At 61.4% G+C, this 14,101-nt stretch carries 11 protein-coding genes; 5 read left to right on the top strand and 6 right to left on the bottom strand.

Features of this window, described 5'->3' with window-relative positions; translation table 11 throughout:
* Nucleotides 1-34 precede the first annotated feature (34 nt).
* Nucleotides 35-901: a transcriptional regulator HexR gene (gene hexR, locus BMX59_RS04850; protein WP_003177007.1), complete on the bottom strand. Its 867-nt coding sequence runs from the start codon at nucleotides 899-901 to the stop codon at nucleotides 35-37.
* A gap of 161 nt (nucleotides 902-1,062) precedes the next feature.
* Entirely contained in the window at nucleotides 1,063-3,936 is a 2,874-nt protein-coding gene (locus tag BMX59_RS04845; protein ID WP_093120274.1) for an EAL domain-containing protein, read from the bottom strand.
* A gap of 247 nt (nucleotides 3,937-4,183) precedes the next feature.
* Here BMX59_RS04845 and uvrD point away from each other — a divergent pair, with 247 nt between their 5' ends.
* The 3 genes from uvrD to BMX59_RS04830 all read left to right on the top strand — a co-directional run bounded on the left by uvrD (nucleotide 4,184) and on the right by BMX59_RS04830 (nucleotide 7,969).
* Nucleotides 4,184-6,367 (top strand): DNA helicase II, encoded by a 2,184-nt coding sequence (gene uvrD / locus BMX59_RS04840; RefSeq protein ID WP_093120272.1) that lies wholly within the window; start codon nucleotides 4,184-4,186, stop codon nucleotides 6,365-6,367.
* A gap of 189 nt (nucleotides 6,368-6,556) precedes the next feature.
* Nucleotides 6,557-7,426: a Tim44 domain-containing protein gene (locus tag BMX59_RS04835; protein WP_071490847.1), complete on the top strand. Its 870-nt coding sequence runs from the start codon at nucleotides 6,557-6,559 to the stop codon at nucleotides 7,424-7,426.
* A gap of 135 nt (nucleotides 7,427-7,561) precedes the next feature.
* Nucleotides 7,562-7,969: an SMI1/KNR4 family protein gene (locus tag BMX59_RS04830; RefSeq protein WP_028618538.1), complete on the top strand. Its 408-nt coding sequence runs from the start codon at nucleotides 7,562-7,564 to the stop codon at nucleotides 7,967-7,969.
* Between the two features lie 81 nt (nucleotides 7,970-8,050).
* Here the strand turns inward: BMX59_RS04830 and BMX59_RS04825 are convergent, their stop codons facing one another.
* Nucleotides 8,051-9,814 carry a cation:proton antiporter gene (locus BMX59_RS04825; protein ID WP_092241573.1) on the bottom strand — a complete coding sequence of 588 codons (1,764 nt, stop codon included), beginning with the start codon at nucleotides 9,812-9,814 and terminating at the stop codon, nucleotides 8,051-8,053.
* Between the two features lie 291 nt (nucleotides 9,815-10,105).
* Between BMX59_RS04825 and BMX59_RS04820 the strand changes: the two genes are divergently transcribed.
* Nucleotides 10,106-10,591 (top strand): acyl-CoA thioesterase, encoded by a 486-nt coding sequence (locus tag BMX59_RS04820; RefSeq protein WP_033897247.1) that lies wholly within the window; start codon nucleotides 10,106-10,108, stop codon nucleotides 10,589-10,591.
* 36 nt (nucleotides 10,592-10,627) lie between these two features.
* Here the strand turns inward: BMX59_RS04820 and BMX59_RS04815 are convergent, their stop codons facing one another.
* Together BMX59_RS04815 and pdxY are read right to left on the bottom strand one after the other, a co-directional pair.
* On the bottom strand, nucleotides 10,628-11,656 hold the full coding sequence (locus BMX59_RS04815) for a hypothetical protein (RefSeq protein ID WP_093120268.1): 1,029 nt from the start codon (nucleotides 11,654-11,656) through the stop codon (nucleotides 10,628-10,630).
* Nucleotides 11,657-11,738: 82 nt separating this feature from the next.
* Nucleotides 11,739-12,611, bottom strand: a complete 873-nt coding sequence (gene pdxY / locus BMX59_RS04810) for a pyridoxal kinase PdxY (protein ID WP_092241569.1) — start codon at nucleotides 12,609-12,611, stop codon at nucleotides 11,739-11,741.
* Nucleotides 12,612-12,728: 117 nt separating this feature from the next.
* Here pdxY and BMX59_RS04805 point away from each other — a divergent pair, with 117 nt between their 5' ends.
* Nucleotides 12,729-13,124: a DUF3301 domain-containing protein gene (locus BMX59_RS04805; RefSeq protein WP_092241567.1), complete on the top strand. Its 396-nt coding sequence runs from the start codon at nucleotides 12,729-12,731 to the stop codon at nucleotides 13,122-13,124.
* Here the strand turns inward: BMX59_RS04805 and BMX59_RS04800 are convergent.
* The gene (locus tag BMX59_RS04800; RefSeq protein WP_092241565.1) at nucleotides 13,118-14,080 is read right to left on the bottom strand and encodes a CobW family GTP-binding protein; all 963 of its coding nucleotides are present in this window, start codon (nucleotides 14,078-14,080) and stop codon (nucleotides 13,118-13,120) included. The two genes, BMX59_RS04805 and BMX59_RS04800, sit on opposite strands and share 7 nt — an antisense overlap.
* Nucleotides 14,081-14,101: the final 21 nt, after the last annotated feature.

Here is a 14,101-nt window from a genome sequence, read left to right as displayed (position 1 = left end):
TTGCCCCCTCCCACATTTTGCTCTGTGTACCGCTTTAGTCATCGAGGGCTTTGACGGACTTGGGGGACAAGCGCAGGCTGCGCAAGCTGCGCTTCACGCTCTTGAGGTGGTTGACCAGGCTCGGCCCGCGCGCCATGGCCACGCCCATCGCCAATACATCGATCACCACCAGGTGGGCGATGCGCGAGGTCAGCGGGGTATAGATCTCGGTGTCTTCATGCACATCGATCGCCAGGTTGACCGTGGACAGTTCCGCCAACGGCGTCTGGCTCGGGCACAGGGTGATCAACGATGCACCGCTTTCACGCACCAGGTTGGCAGTGATCAGCAGGTCCTTGGAGCGGCCCGACTGGGAAATGCAGATGGCGACGTCAGTAGGTTTCAGGGTCACCGCCGACATGGCCTGCATGTGCGGGTCACTGTAGGCCGCAGCGGTCAGCAGCAAGCGGAAGAACTTGTGCTGGGCATCGGCGGCCACCGCACCTGAAGCACCGAAGCCATAGAACTCCACACGCTGGGCCTGGGACATGGCCGTCACGGCCTTTTGCAACTCCACCGGGTCGAGCTTCTCGCGCACTTCCATGAGCGTGTGCAAGGTGGTATCGAAGATTTTCAGGCTGTAGTCGGCGACGGAATCGTCTTCATGGATCGCGAACTGCCCGAAGCTGGCACCGGCGGCCAGGCTCTGGGCAAGCTTGAGTTTCAAGTCCTGGAACCCGGAACAACCGATGGCGCGGCAGAATCGCACGATGGTCGGTTCGCTGATACCCACGCTATGGGCCAGGTCGGCCATCGAACTGTGCATCACAGCCGCAGGGTCAAGCAGCACGTGATCGGCAACCTTGAGTTCCGATTTGCGTAACAGGTGGCGCGACTGGGCGATATGTTGCAACAGGTTCAAAGGGCAGGACTCTTGTTATGGGCAGGGCCAGGGATGTAGCAAGCTTGTAGTTATACTACAAGAATTGCCCTTTTGCCCGTCCGACGCATCACTAAATCGCCCTGCCCCCCTTTGAATCTAAGGGCGGCCGCGTTGTAGCCACAGGGGCGCCCCCGGCTTCGTTAGGGAAATTCTGCATTTTTCCGTAACAAATCTGCCAACCCATCGGCCTGCATCGGCCGACTGATCAAATAGCCCTGCACTTCGTCACAATGCTCACCCCGCAGGAAATCCAGCTGCTGCTGATCTTCCACACCCTCGGCCACCACCTTCAGCGCCAGCCCGTGAGCCATGGCGATGATTGCCCGAGTGATGGCCGCGTCTTCGCGCCCCTGGCCAAGGCCGCGAATGAAGGTCTGGTCGATCTTCACGTAGTCCACGGGAATGCGCTTGAGGTAGCTGAGGGACGAATACCCGGTGCCGAAGTCATCGATGGCCAGCTTCACACCCAGGTCACGCAGTTGCTGGAAGGTGGCGATGATGTGTTCGACGCTGTCGAGCAGTTGGCTTTCGGTCAGCTCCAGCTCGAGGTATTGCGGGTCAAGGCCGGTTTCTTCGAGCACCTGGCGCACCAGGCTGACCAGCTTGCCCTGGCGCAACTGGTGCACCGAGAGGTTGACCGATACCCGGATCGGCGCCAGCCCCTGGCGCTGCCATTCACAGGCTTGCCAGCAGGCTTCGCGCAGTATGAATTCGCCCAGCGGTACGATAAGGCCGGTCTCTTCAGCCAGGCCGATAAATTCCCCCGGCGGCACCATGCCCCACTGCGGGTGGTCCCAACGGATCAGCGCTTCGGCAGCATTGAGCTTGCCAGTGGCCAGACACAGTTTCGGCTGATAGAACACCGTGAGCTGACGCTCTTCGATGGCCTTGCGCAGGTGGTTTTCCAGCTGCAAGCGCTCTAGGGTGCTGGCTTGCAGGCTGTCGGTGTAGAACTGGAAGTTGTTGCCGCCCAAGTGTTTGGCGTGCTGCATGGCCATGTTCGATTGGCTGACCAATGCGGAAATTTCACGCGCGTTGTCCGGCAACAGGCTGACCCCCATGGAAGCACTCACCACCAGTTCATGCCCCTCCACCGTCACCGGCACCCGCAGCTTGGCCAGCAGCCGCGTGGCGACCCGCGCCAGACTCGACAAGTTGCCGTAGGCGTCGAACAACACGGCAAACTCATCCCCGGACAGGCGTGCAATGGTGTCGGCCTCGGGCAAGGCATTGATCAGGCGTCGCGCCATTTTTTGCAGCAACTGGTCGGCCACTTCATGGCCCAGGCTGTCATTCAACAGCTTGAAGCGATCGAGGTTGATGTGCAGCAGCGCCAGGCTACGCCCACCCTGGCGGACACGCTGGTGCGCCTCGCGCAAGCGTTCGCGGAACAGCGAGCGGTTGGCCAGGCCGGTCAGTTCGTCGTAGTGGGTGAGGTAGCGCATACGCTCTTCGGACTCACGCCGCGCCGAGAGATCGGCGAAGAAGCCTACGATATGGCTGACTTTTCCTCGAATATCCCGCACTACGTTCAACTGCAGCCACTGCGGGTAAAGCTCACCGTTCTTGCGGGTCTCCACCAATTCGCCCTGCCACGTGCCGTGGCTGAGCAACGCCTGGCGGATCACCGGAAAATGGCGGCGGGCGTCACGACTGCTGGGCAGCTCCACTACATTGCGGCCAATCATGTCATCGGTTTCGAACCCCGTAACGCGACTGAAAGCCTGGTTGACGGCGATCAGCTTGTAGTCCGGATCAAGGATCACAATGCCTTCGCTGGCGGCTTCAAATACGGTCGAGGCCAACCGCTGCTGTTCCTCCAGGGCCTTGCCGGCGCTGATATCGCGGCGCGTACCGAGCATGCGCGTGACCCGGCCGCTGGGCGCACGCTCCACGGCGCGGCCACGGTCTTCGATCCACACCCAGTGCCCGTCACCATGGCGCACGCGGTATTCCACCTGATAGTCCTCGCTGCGGCCCTTGAGGTGTTCCACCAGGGCACGCTTGAGCAGCGGCAGGTCGTCGGGGTGCAGGCGCGGCTTGAGGTGGCTGAGCATTGCCGTGACGTACTCCGGCTCCAGGCCGAACAGCTCCTTGAGCTGGGTGTGATGGACCTCATCGGTTTGCAGGTTCCAGTCCCACAGGCCCAGTTCACTGGCTTGCAGCGCCATGGCCAGGCGTGCTTCGCTTTTGTTCAAGGCCAGGCTGGCGGCGTCCAGTTCCTGGCTGCGCTGTGCTACGCGGTCTTGCAGGCCGATCTGGGCTTCGCGCAACTCCTGTTCGACCTGACGGCGCTGCTCGACTTCACGCACCAGGTCCTGATTGAGTTGCTCGCTGCGCTGCTGCGCCTGTTGCAGGTGTTCGATCAGCGCCTGGTTCTGGAAGCGGCGCAACAGCCCGCGCTGGATCAGGCGATTGACCTGCCACGCCACCAGGCTCAAGGACGCCAGCAGGATCAGGCCAAGTACACCCCAACCACGCTGCTGCGGGTCGCCGCTCCAGAACAGGTAGAAGATGGACGGCACCAGGCACGGCAAGGCAAAGGACAGAAACGCCGGCAGGCTCACGGCGTACGCCACGCTGGCCGACAAGGTTGCTGCGCCGATCAGGCCGAATACCCAGGCCTGCTGCATGAAGCTGTCACCCGGCACCAGGGCGATGGCGGCCGTTGCCAGCGTCAGGCCACTGACCGCCGAGCCGAGCAGGAACATGCGCTGCCACACCGGCTGGGCCTGGCGGCTGGGCATCGCCGAGTCGAACGCGGCCACCTGGATCACGCGCATTGCCACCAGGGCCAGCAGCCAGATCAACCAGATGCTGTCCAACAGGTATTGCTGAGGGTTCCACAGTAGCCAGGCGCAGACCAGGCCATTGACCAACATCAACAGGGTCGGCAGCAGTGAGCCTTGATACAGCAGGCGTGTGCGCTCGACCGCCATCTCCGTGGCGTAGTGTTTACGGATAACCTGCGCGGGAGCCGCCGAGGGGCCAAGCAGGTCGGTGCTAAGGGTCATAGGCAGTGTTCTTATAATGGTGAGCCCGAAACGTCGACGGAGCATACACAAGCAAGCGCTTGGGCCAAACTGCTCCATGTCATAAAAACTGCGCGGTCATGCAGCGCAAACTTCCGGGCCAGACGGCTTGAGCGAGACGCTGCGCGGGCTGCGACCATCGACCGACCGGTCATCACCCCGAGGGTTTTCCGTCGACCAGCCGGCATTGGCATTTGCCCCACTTCCCCGGGGGCCATAGAATGCGCCGATGCGCGATGATCTCTCCCTTTTGCTGAACTCCCTCAACGATGCCCAACGCCAGGCTGTAGCGGCCCCCGTTGGCCGTCAGTTGGTCCTGGCCGGTGCTGGCTCCGGTAAAACCCGAGTGCTGGTGCACCGTATCGCCTGGTTGATCCAGGTCGAGAACGCGTCCCCGCATTCCATCCTGTCGGTGACCTTCACCAACAAGGCCGCTGCCGAGATGCGCCACCGCATCGAACAGCTGATGGGCATCAGCCCGGCCGGCATGTGGGTGGGCACCTTCCACGGCCTGGCGCACCGCTTGCTGCGGGCGCACTGGCAGGAAGCGGGCCTGGCCCAGACCTTCCAGATTCTGGACAGCGATGACCAGCAACGCCTGGTCAAGCGGGTGATCCGCGAGCTGGGCCTCGACGAACAACGCTGGCCGGCGCGCCAGGCGCAATGGTTCATCAATGGCCAGAAAGACGAAGGCCTGCGCCCGCAACATATCCAGGCCAGCGGCGATCTGTTCCTGGCCACCATGCGCAGCATCTATGAAGCCTATGAGGCCGCCTGCGTACGCGCCGGGGTTATCGACTTTTCCGAGCTGCTGCTGCGCGCCCTCGACCTGTGGCGCGATAACCCAGGCCTGCTGGCGCATTACCAGAAACGCTTCCGCCATATTCTGGTGGACGAGTTCCAGGATACCAACGCCGTGCAGTACGCCTGGCTGCGCCTGCTGGCCAAAGGTGGCGACAGCCTGATGGTGGTGGGCGACGACGACCAGTCGATCTACGGCTGGCGTGGCGCGAAAATCGAGAACATCTACCAGTATTCCGAAGACTTCCCGGACGCGGTCACCATCCGCCTGGAGCAGAACTATCGCTCCACCGCCGGGATACTCAAGGCGGCCAACGCCTTGATCGCCAACAACACCGGGCGCCTGGGCAAAGAACTGTGGACCGACGGCGGCGAAGGCGAAGCGATCAACCTGTACGCCGCGTTCAACGAACACGATGAAGCGCGCTACGTGGTGGAAACCATCGAAAGCGCGCTGAAAACCGGCCTGGCGCGCAGCGATATCGCCATTCTGTACCGTTCCAACGCCCAATCGCGGGTGTTGGAAGAAGCCTTGCTGCGCGAACGCATCCCGTACCGCATCTATGGCGGCCAACGCTTCTTCGAGCGGGCGGAAATCAAGAACGCCATGGCCTACCTGCGCTTGCTGGAAGGCCGTGGCAACGATGCGGCGCTGGAACGGGTGATCAATATCCCGGCCCGTGGCATCGGTGAAAAAACCGTCGAAGCCATTCGCGACCACGCCCGCCACGCCGATGTGTCGATGTGGGAAGCCATGCGCCTGCTCATCGCCAACAAGGGCCTGACTGGTCGTGCGGCGGGTGCGCTGGGTGTGTTTGTCGAGCTGATCGAGAACCTGGCGGCCAAGTGCGCGGATATGCCCCTGCATTTGATGACCCAGACCGTGATCGAGCAATCCGGGCTGATCGCCTATCACGAAGCGGAAAAAGGCGAGAAAGGCCAGGCCAGGGTAGAAAACCTTGAGGAACTGGTGAGCGCAGCCCGTGCGTTCGAAAATACCGAGGAAGACGAAGAGCTGACACCGCTGGCCGCGTTCCTCGGCCATGCTTCGCTGGAAGCCGGCGATACCCAGGCCGACGAGCATGAAGACAGCATCCAGCTGATGACCTTGCACAGCGCCAAGGGCCTGGAATTCCCTTACGTGTTCCTGGTGGGCATGGAAGAAGGTCTGTTCCCGCACAAGATGAGCCTGGAAGAACCCGGCCGCCTTGAGGAGGAACGCCGCCTGGCCTACGTGGGCATCACCCGGGCGATGCAGAACCTGGTGATGACCTACGCCGAGACCCGACGCCTGTACGGCAGCGAGACCTACAACAAGGTGTCGCGCTTCGTACGTGAAGTACCGAAGGGGCTGATCCAGGAAGTGCGCCTGTCCAACAGCGTCAGCCGCCCGTTCGGCGGGGGCCAGCAGCAGAACTCCAGCAGCATGTTTGCGGGCTCGGAGATTCCGCAGACCCAGTTCAGCCTGGGCCAGCAGGTCAGGCATTCGGTGTTCGGCGAAGGGGTGATCCTCAACTTCGAGGGTGCCGGTGCCCAGGCGCGGGTGCAGGTGAATTTCGCCGAAGGCAGCAAGTGGCTGATGATGGGTTACGCGAAACTCGAAGCCGTTTGAAACATTTGCCTACATGAAGGTTCTTGGCCCACCCTTGTTTTTAACAATCGCGGGCCAATATCTGTAATAAGTCCTACAGACCGTTCTGAATCTGTCCTACGCAAAAGCCCGAAACATTATGCCGCTAGCCACTGTCACCACACCTGTGCAACATGGCGCGCGTGCAATCCACAAATGGGAATTCCCTTTATGAAACGTTTTCTTAGCATCGCCATGGCGTTGTGCATCGGCCTGACGATGAGCCTCGACGCCAACGCCAAACGCTTCGGTGGCGGCAAAAGCTCAGGCGCAGCACCAACTCACCAGACCAGCCAAATGGCTCCATCCGCCGGTGCCGGCGGTGCTGCGGCCACCGCAGGCGCCGCCGGTGCTGCAGGCGCTGCCGCCAAGGCCGGCGGTGCTTCGCGCTGGTTGGGCCCTCTTGCCGGCATCGCCGCCGGTGGCCTGCTCGCCTCCATGTTCATGGGCGGCGGCTTCCAGGGTATGCAGATCTTCGACATCCTGATCATGGCGGTCATCGCCTTCCTGGTCTTCCGCTTTATCGCCGCTCGTCGCCGCAAGCAGCAGGAGCACCTGGCTCCAGCCGGCGCGCCAATGCAGCGTGAAGTGTTCGAGCAAAAACCAGCCATGGGTTCGATCTTCGGTGGTTCGGCAGCACCTGCCGCGGCCCGTCCGGTGATCAATGCACCGGCCTGGTTCAATGAAGAACGTTTCGTCGAGGCGGCTCGCAGCCACTTCCAGTCCTTGCAGCAGCACTGGGACGCCAACGAAATGGACAAGATAGCCGAGTTCGTGACCCCGCAACTGCTGGAGTTCCTCAAGCGCGAACGCGCCGAGATTGGCGATGCATTCCAGTCGACTTACATCGACGACCTGCGCGTGCAACTGGACGGTGTGGATGATCGCGCCGACAAGACCATCGCCACCCTGACCTTCAGCGGTGTGTCGAAGACCTCGCGTTTCGACCAGGGCGAAGTGTTCAGCGAAAGCTGGAACATGGAACGTGCACAGGGCGACAACCAGCCATGGCTGGTCGCCGGTATCCGCCAGAACGGCTGATCCCTGCACGCTTGGTAAACAGATACAAAAAACCCCGGACCTGTCCGGGGTTTTCTATTTCACGGTTGCACTTATAGCGAGCTACTGTATAAAACGCCCCTATAAACCGCGCCATCTAGCAAGAGGATCCCGGCCGTGGAAGAAATCATCGAACAATTGCGTGAAGCCAACGAACCGGTCCCGGTTCCCTTGGAGCTGCCTGACGAAGACCAACTGGTGGAGATCGAGGAACAACTGTTCATCGACATCCCGTTTGTCTTCCGTGAATTCCTGCTGACCGTCAGCGACGTGGTGTACGGCAGCCTGGAGCCGGTGACCGTCACCGACCCGCAGTCCCACACCTACCTGCCGGACGTGGCCGCCAACGCCTGGGATGCCGGTGTCGACCGCAGCCTGATCCCGATCTGCCAGGACGGCGACGACTACTACTGCGTCGAAGAAGACGGCACCGTGGTGCTGTGGTCCGGCGAAGAAGAAATCGTCACCGAAGAAACCTGGGAATCGGTGTGGCACTGGGCGCGGGACGTCTGGCTGGAAAGCTGACAGAGCTGTTTGGCTGACCGGGCTCGCTGTGGCGAGCGGGCTTGCCCCGCGTCGGGCTGCGAAGCAGCCCGCCCAAGCCCCTCAATGCTCCGGCGTATCCTTATGGTTATCCAGCGTCTCCAACAAGGCGACCTGCATCCGCGTATGCACGCGGATGAACCACCGCCAGAGCACCGCCGCCACCGCCGCCGTCACCACGGCAATCAGCACCAGCAACTTGTTGGTCGGTAAAATACTGGCCGACAAGGCTGCCAAGAGCAGGAAGATCACCAGCAACGAGAGGATCGGGATCAGTTCCGCGATCACCCTCCGCACCCGCTGGGTATGTCGCCCGGCCATTTCCGGCTTCACGCTCATCTCCGCCAGCAGCATCGATAGCGCCTTGAGCTTGCGGTATGCCGCAATCAAGAACGGCAGCGACAACAGCAACGCCCCGCCCCAGATCAAGGCCTTCTGCCAGCTTGCATCGCTGATCCACCCCTCCAGATACCCACCGATGCGCACCGCGAAAAAGCTGCCGGCAAAGAAGATCGCCACCACCAGCGCCAGGTTCACCCCGACTTGCAGGATGATCTTGCGGATCATCGATGCCAGCATCGCGCCTTCACCTTGAGGCTGGATACTGCGCAGCCATTCGCCGTACATGCCGAAAACCCGGCTCAATCGCTTGGGCATAACCGCTGCGATCTTCAAGGACAGCGGGTCGGCGCCGCGAATCAGGTACGGCGTGAGCAGTGTGGTGATGGCCGAAACCGCTACCGCGACGGGGTATAGGAAATCGCTGGTCACCTGCAGCGTCATCCCCAGCGCCGCGATGATGAAGGAAAACTCGCCAATCTGTGACAGCCCCATGCCCACGCGCAGTGAGGTACGGCCATCGTTGCCGGCGATAAACGCGCCCAGGCCGCAGGACAGCATCTTGCCCAACACCACGGCCACGGTGATCACCGCAATCGGCCAGGCGTATTGCAGCAGGATCTGCGGGTCGATCATCAAGCCAATGGCCACAAAGAAGATGGCGCTGAACATGTCGCGAACCGGCTCGATCAGGCGCTCGATCTTAATCAACTGCCGGGATTCGGCCATGATTGCGCCGATCAGAAACGCGCCCAGCACCATGCTGTATTCCAGCTTGACCACCAGCAGGCAGAAACCGAAACACAGGCCCAGTACGGTGATCAGCAACATCTCGTTGCTTTCGAACTTGGCCACGTACGCCAGCAAGCGCGGCACCAGCAAAATGCCGATGACCAGCGCGACAATCATGAACAGCGAAAGCTTGCCGACGGTGGAGAACACTTCGCCGGAGCTGACCGTACCGCTGACGGCGATGCTCGACAGCAAGGCGATGATGCCAATGCCGAGGATGTCCTCGACGATCAGCACGCCGAAAATCAATTGGGCGAAACGCTGGTTCTTCATCTTCAGGTCATTGAGCGCCTTGACGATGATGGTGGTCGAGGAAATCGCCAGGATCGCGCCAAGGAACAGTGAGTCCATGGTGTTCCAGTCGAACCAGCGGCCGATTTCGTAGCCGATCCAGATCATCAGGATGATTTCCAGGAAGGCCGCGATAAACGCCGTGGCGCCGACCTTGAACAGCTTGCGCAGGCTGAATTCCAGGCCCAGGCAGAACATCAGGAAGATCACCCCGAGCTCGGCGAGGGTCTTGATGGTGTCTTCGTCGTGGATCAGGCCGAACGGCGGGGTGTGGGGTCCGATGATGAACCCGGCAACGATGTAGCCCAGCACCACCGGCTGCTTGAGGCGGTGAAACAGGATGGTGACAACCCCTGCCACCAGCATGATCACGGCCAAGTCCTGGATAAAGCTGATGGCGTGCATGGCGAGGGGCTCCTTGAGGGTACTGGTGCTTTTCCCACTTCCGCGCGCGCCTTTGAAATGTCGCAAAGTGCGGAAGGAAAAGTCTGCCTTGATCGTAAGAAATGCCCTGAGATGGGCTTTTGAAGGTTAACACCGCGACTTCCGCCGGAAAGCCGGTGCAATATATGGAAACAGATCGGTTCGCGCGTGACGGCTAGCCGCCCACCGGCGTCCCGTTATGGATGGTCCTGCAAAGATTCCAGCACCCGCAGAGGTGCCCCCCAACCAATGCCTACAACCCGTGAGTGTGCTATGGAACCCGGAAACGCCCAGCTGTCGATGACGGTATTGATGACCCCTGACATGGCCAACTTCTCAGGCAATGTCCACGGTGGCACCCTGCTCAAGTACCTCGACGAAGTGGCCTATGCCTGCGCGAGCCGCTATGCCGGCCGCTATGTGGTCACGCTGTCGGTGGACCAGGTGATCTTTCGCGAGCCGATCCATGTCGGCGAGCTGGTGACCTTCCTCGCGTCGGTCAACTACACCGGCAACACCTCGATGGAGGTGGGCATCAAGGTAGTGACCGAGAACATCCGCGAACGCTCCGTGCGCCATACCAACAGCTGCTTCTTCACCATGGTCGCCGTGGACGACCAGCGCAAACCGGCCGCCGTGCCCCCCCTGCAACCGCAGAACAGCGAGGACAAGCGCCGATTCGTACAGGCTCAGCAGCGTCGACAGATCCGACAGGAACTGGAGAAGCGCTACCAGGAAATCAAGGCAGACGCACTGTAGGCCATTTCCCGCCTTTAGGAGCGAGCAGCTGCGCTCCTACAGCCGCCAGCACTGATCATCGTGGGCACAGACATCAAAGCGCTGGTCCAACTGGCTCATGCGCTCCATATGATGATTCACGATGTCCACCATCACCGCTTTGCTGGTGTTCTTGTAGTACTGCGCCATCAACTTGTCGTTCGCCTTGACGCGCTCCACCACGGCGGCGTCCGTCGGGTTCTGCCATTGCTCCAGGATCGCATCTTCGGTGCCGCTCAGGCGCATGCGGTAAACCCGCTCATACAGCTCGAGGGTACGCGCCTTGCGGCCGGCCATTTCCTGATTTACCCGTGCATAGTTCTCACGGTATTGAGTCCAATAGGCCTCAGGCGGAGTGAACTGGCCGAACCGCGCCTTGCGCTCGGCGATTGCCTCCTCGACGGCTTGCGGGCGCTGCGCCGTGTCAGGCTCCATCAACGTGATGAGTTGCATATGGGTTTCAACGATTGCGTTGATCAACGCAGTTCGGTGTGGCGTATCCGGGATCACCTTGCCGAATATCGGGCTTTTGCCCGCGCACGATGGCATGCCGTTCTCGAATATCGGCTGTGGAATGCGCACGTCCTTGCCACCGGAGCGCGTCAGGCGCTGCAACGAGGTCGTGCAGATGCCCCGCGCCATATCGAAGGTCACTTCGTACTCTTCCCCGGCCTTTGGCGTGATACTCATTGATTTGCCGCAGACATAGCTGCCGCCATTGGTGTTGATCATCAGCATGGTTTCCTTGCCGGGAGCCAGCTTGAACTCCAGCAAGCCCCTGGCCTTGGCCGGAGGGGGCACCGACATGCCGACACGCCGCCGGGTATCGACCAGGAAAATATTATTGAGCATGCCGGTGGTCTGGCCCATGCAATGTTGCGCATCGTAGACGTCGATGGTGGTGTTGGACGTATTGGAGATGAAGCGCAGTTTCGCAGCGTCCGGCTCGGTGGCGTCAGGGTAAGTGCCGTTCACACTGCAACCGCCCAGCAACGACGTCAGCACCAGAGCGGTCAGCGCCCGTGGCGAAGGGAATACGGGAGACATGGTTCTTCCTTGAAAAGCACAGGGGACTAAGAGGCGCCCGATAGTACCGGACGCTCTTTGCCTGACTCAATCAGGAATATTCCTACAATCCAATGGGAGTGGCTTCGAAACGCACGCGAGGATGGGCAATACGATCCTGGGCGCGCACCAGCTCCAACTCGTAACTGGCGCAGGCCTGGGTTTCCAACAACACTTCGTGGACCGCTGCAGCGGTGAATTCGAAGGCGGCCAGCAGGCTATCGCCCAACAGAACACGTGCCAGGAACAGCCCCGAGGTCAAATCGCCCACCCCGACCGGCTGACGTGGGAACGCCAGCAGCGGCCGTCGCAGGTGCCAACTGCCTTCGGGGGTCACCAGCAGCATCTCGAAACCGTCCGGCAACTTGCCCGGATAATCCAGGTGTTTGACCAATACGGCCTTCGGCCCACGCGCCAGCAACGCCTTGGCCATGGCCAGGCAATCGAACAGCGATTGCGGCTTGCGCCCGGCAAAGCTGTCCAGTTCCAGTTGGTTGGGGCACAGGAAGTCGGCCATGGCCGCGGCTTCGTCCAGCAGGAAATCGCTGACTTCCTGGGGAACGATGCAGCCTTTTTCCGGATGCCCCATCACCGGGTCGCACAGATACAGGGCCTTGGGGTTGATGGCCTTGATGCGCGCCACGCCAGTCAGGATCGCCCTGCCCTGATCGGCGCTGCCCAGGTAGCCGGACAGAATCGCATCGCAATTGCCCAGCTCGCCGATGGCGGCAATGCCTTCCACCAACACGGGAATCTGCTGTGGCGCCAACACTTCTCCCGCCCATTGGCCATACTGGGTGTGGTTGGAGAACTGCACCGTGTTCAGCGGCCACACGTTCACCCCAACGCGCTGCATGGGGAACACGGCGGCGCTGTTTCCGGCGTGGCCAAAGACCACATGAGACTGGATCGCAAGCAGATGAGGTGTGCGTTTCATGCGGGAGATTTCCGTAAAACCAATGAAATTCTGGCCGCGCAGTATGCGACTAAACGCAGCCTGTACGACAGACCGGCGACACAGTTAAGCTGCCCTCACTTTGTTGGAGTTTTTCGCATGCTGACCCTGGGAAACATGTTCGTGTTGATGCTACTGGCGACCGGCGCCGCCTGGGTTTGGCACAACCATGGCCTGCGCGAGCGGGCGCTGGAGCGGGTCAAGCAGCATTGCGCCAAGCTCGACATCGAACTGCTGGACGGTGCGGTGGCACTCAAGCGCATCGGTTTTGTAAAGGATGCCAACGGTCGGCGGCGCCTGGCGCGCATCTACAACTTCGAGTTCACCGTGACCGGCGAAACCCGCCATCCGGGGACCATCACACAGTTCGGTGCCCACAGCGCACAGATCGAACTGGCGCCCTACCCGTTCGAGATCAAGACGCCGTTGCCCAGTGCCGAGGTGATCGAGCTGAGCCAGTGGCGCCAGGACCACGCGTCCAAGAAGCGTCACTGACGGCTGGCGGCCAGCGCACGCTGTAACACGTCCACGTCCTGTGGCTCGCTGAAGATCAATTCGATACGCGAATCGCGGCGCCATTCGCTGGGTTGCCAGGTGAGGGGGCCGTTATCCACAGCATTGGCGGACACCCAGCCTTCGGCACTGTGGATAACCAGTTTGGCGCGGCGCCAATCAAGGCTTGTAAGCCAGTTATGCAGCTGCGGGGTGTCGAACTGCTGGCTGGGGTGCCAGCGCCAGCCAATGCTCCAGCCGCCCTCTTGAGCCTGGCTCAGGCAAATGGGCTGGTCAGGATCGGTCCAGATGGCCGGCATTTGCGCCAGGCCTTTGGGTACGGCGAAGTTGTCCACAGCCGCAGCAGCCCGCGCGTCAAGGCCAGGTAAATGCGCCAGCGGCAAATACGCCTGTCGAGTCCAGTAAAGCGGGCATTCCGGTAACTGGTGCTCGATCTGCTCGCGCTGCGCCGCATCCAGCGCTTCATCCTTGTTCAACACCAGCAACCCGGCACTCGCCAACGCCTCCTGCTGCGCTGGGGGCAGGGGCTTGTCCGCCGCCAGCGCTTGCGCATCCAGCACCAGCACGCACGGCTGGACGGCCAGCACGCTCTGCCACGGTGCTTCGCGCAACTGCTTGAGCAACTGCGCCGGATGACCCAGGCCCGAGGGTTCGATAAACAGCCGATCGGGCTTAGCCTTACGCAGCAAACGGCCAAGACCTATCTGGAACGGAGCACCGTTCACACAACACAGGCAGCCTCCGGCGACTTCGCCGAGGGCAATGCCATCGTCATCCTGAGTGAGCAAGGCGGCATCCAGGCCGATCTGCCCGAACTCGTTGATCAGCACGGCCCAGCGCTCGTTGGCCGGGCGCTGGGCAAGCAGGTGCTGGATGAGGCTGGTCTTGCCGACGCCCAGGGGCCCGGCAATCACGTGGGTAGGAATGTTCTGCAACATGAGGGGCCATCGTTCGGACCG

The sequence above is a fragment of the Pseudomonas sp. NFR09 genome (genome assembly GCF_900111535.1).
GTDB lineage: Bacteria > Pseudomonadota > Gammaproteobacteria > Pseudomonadales > Pseudomonadaceae > Aquipseudomonas > Aquipseudomonas extremorientalis.
This window is presented reverse-complemented; position numbering and strand designations above follow the sequence as displayed.

Bases quoted from the DNA above. Each gene is read 5' to 3' on its own strand.
- BMX59_RS04845 (WP_093120274.1), bottom strand. From the start codon at position 3,936: ATGACCCTTAGCACCGACCTGCTTGGCCCCTCGGCGGCTCCCGCGCAG.
- uvrD (WP_093120272.1), top strand. From the start codon at position 4,184: ATGCGCGATGATCTCTCCCTTTTGCTGAACTCCCTCAACGATGCCCAA.
- BMX59_RS04835 (WP_071490847.1), top strand. From the start codon at position 6,557: ATGAAACGTTTTCTTAGCATCGCCATGGCGTTGTGCATCGGCCTGACG.
- BMX59_RS04825 (WP_092241573.1), bottom strand. From the start codon at position 9,814: ATGCACGCCATCAGCTTTATCCAGGACTTGGCCGTGATCATGCTGGTG.
- BMX59_RS04820 (WP_033897247.1), top strand. From the start codon at position 10,106: ATGGAACCCGGAAACGCCCAGCTGTCGATGACGGTATTGATGACCCCT.
- BMX59_RS04815 (WP_093120268.1), bottom strand. From the start codon at position 11,656: ATGTCTCCCGTATTCCCTTCGCCACGGGCGCTGACCGCTCTGGTGCTG.
- pdxY (WP_092241569.1), bottom strand. From the start codon at position 12,611: ATGAAACGCACACCTCATCTGCTTGCGATCCAGTCTCATGTGGTCTTT.
- BMX59_RS04805 (WP_092241567.1), top strand. From the start codon at position 12,729: ATGCTGACCCTGGGAAACATGTTCGTGTTGATGCTACTGGCGACCGGC.
- BMX59_RS04800 (WP_092241565.1), bottom strand. From the start codon at position 14,080: ATGTTGCAGAACATTCCTACCCACGTGATTGCCGGGCCCCTGGGCGTC.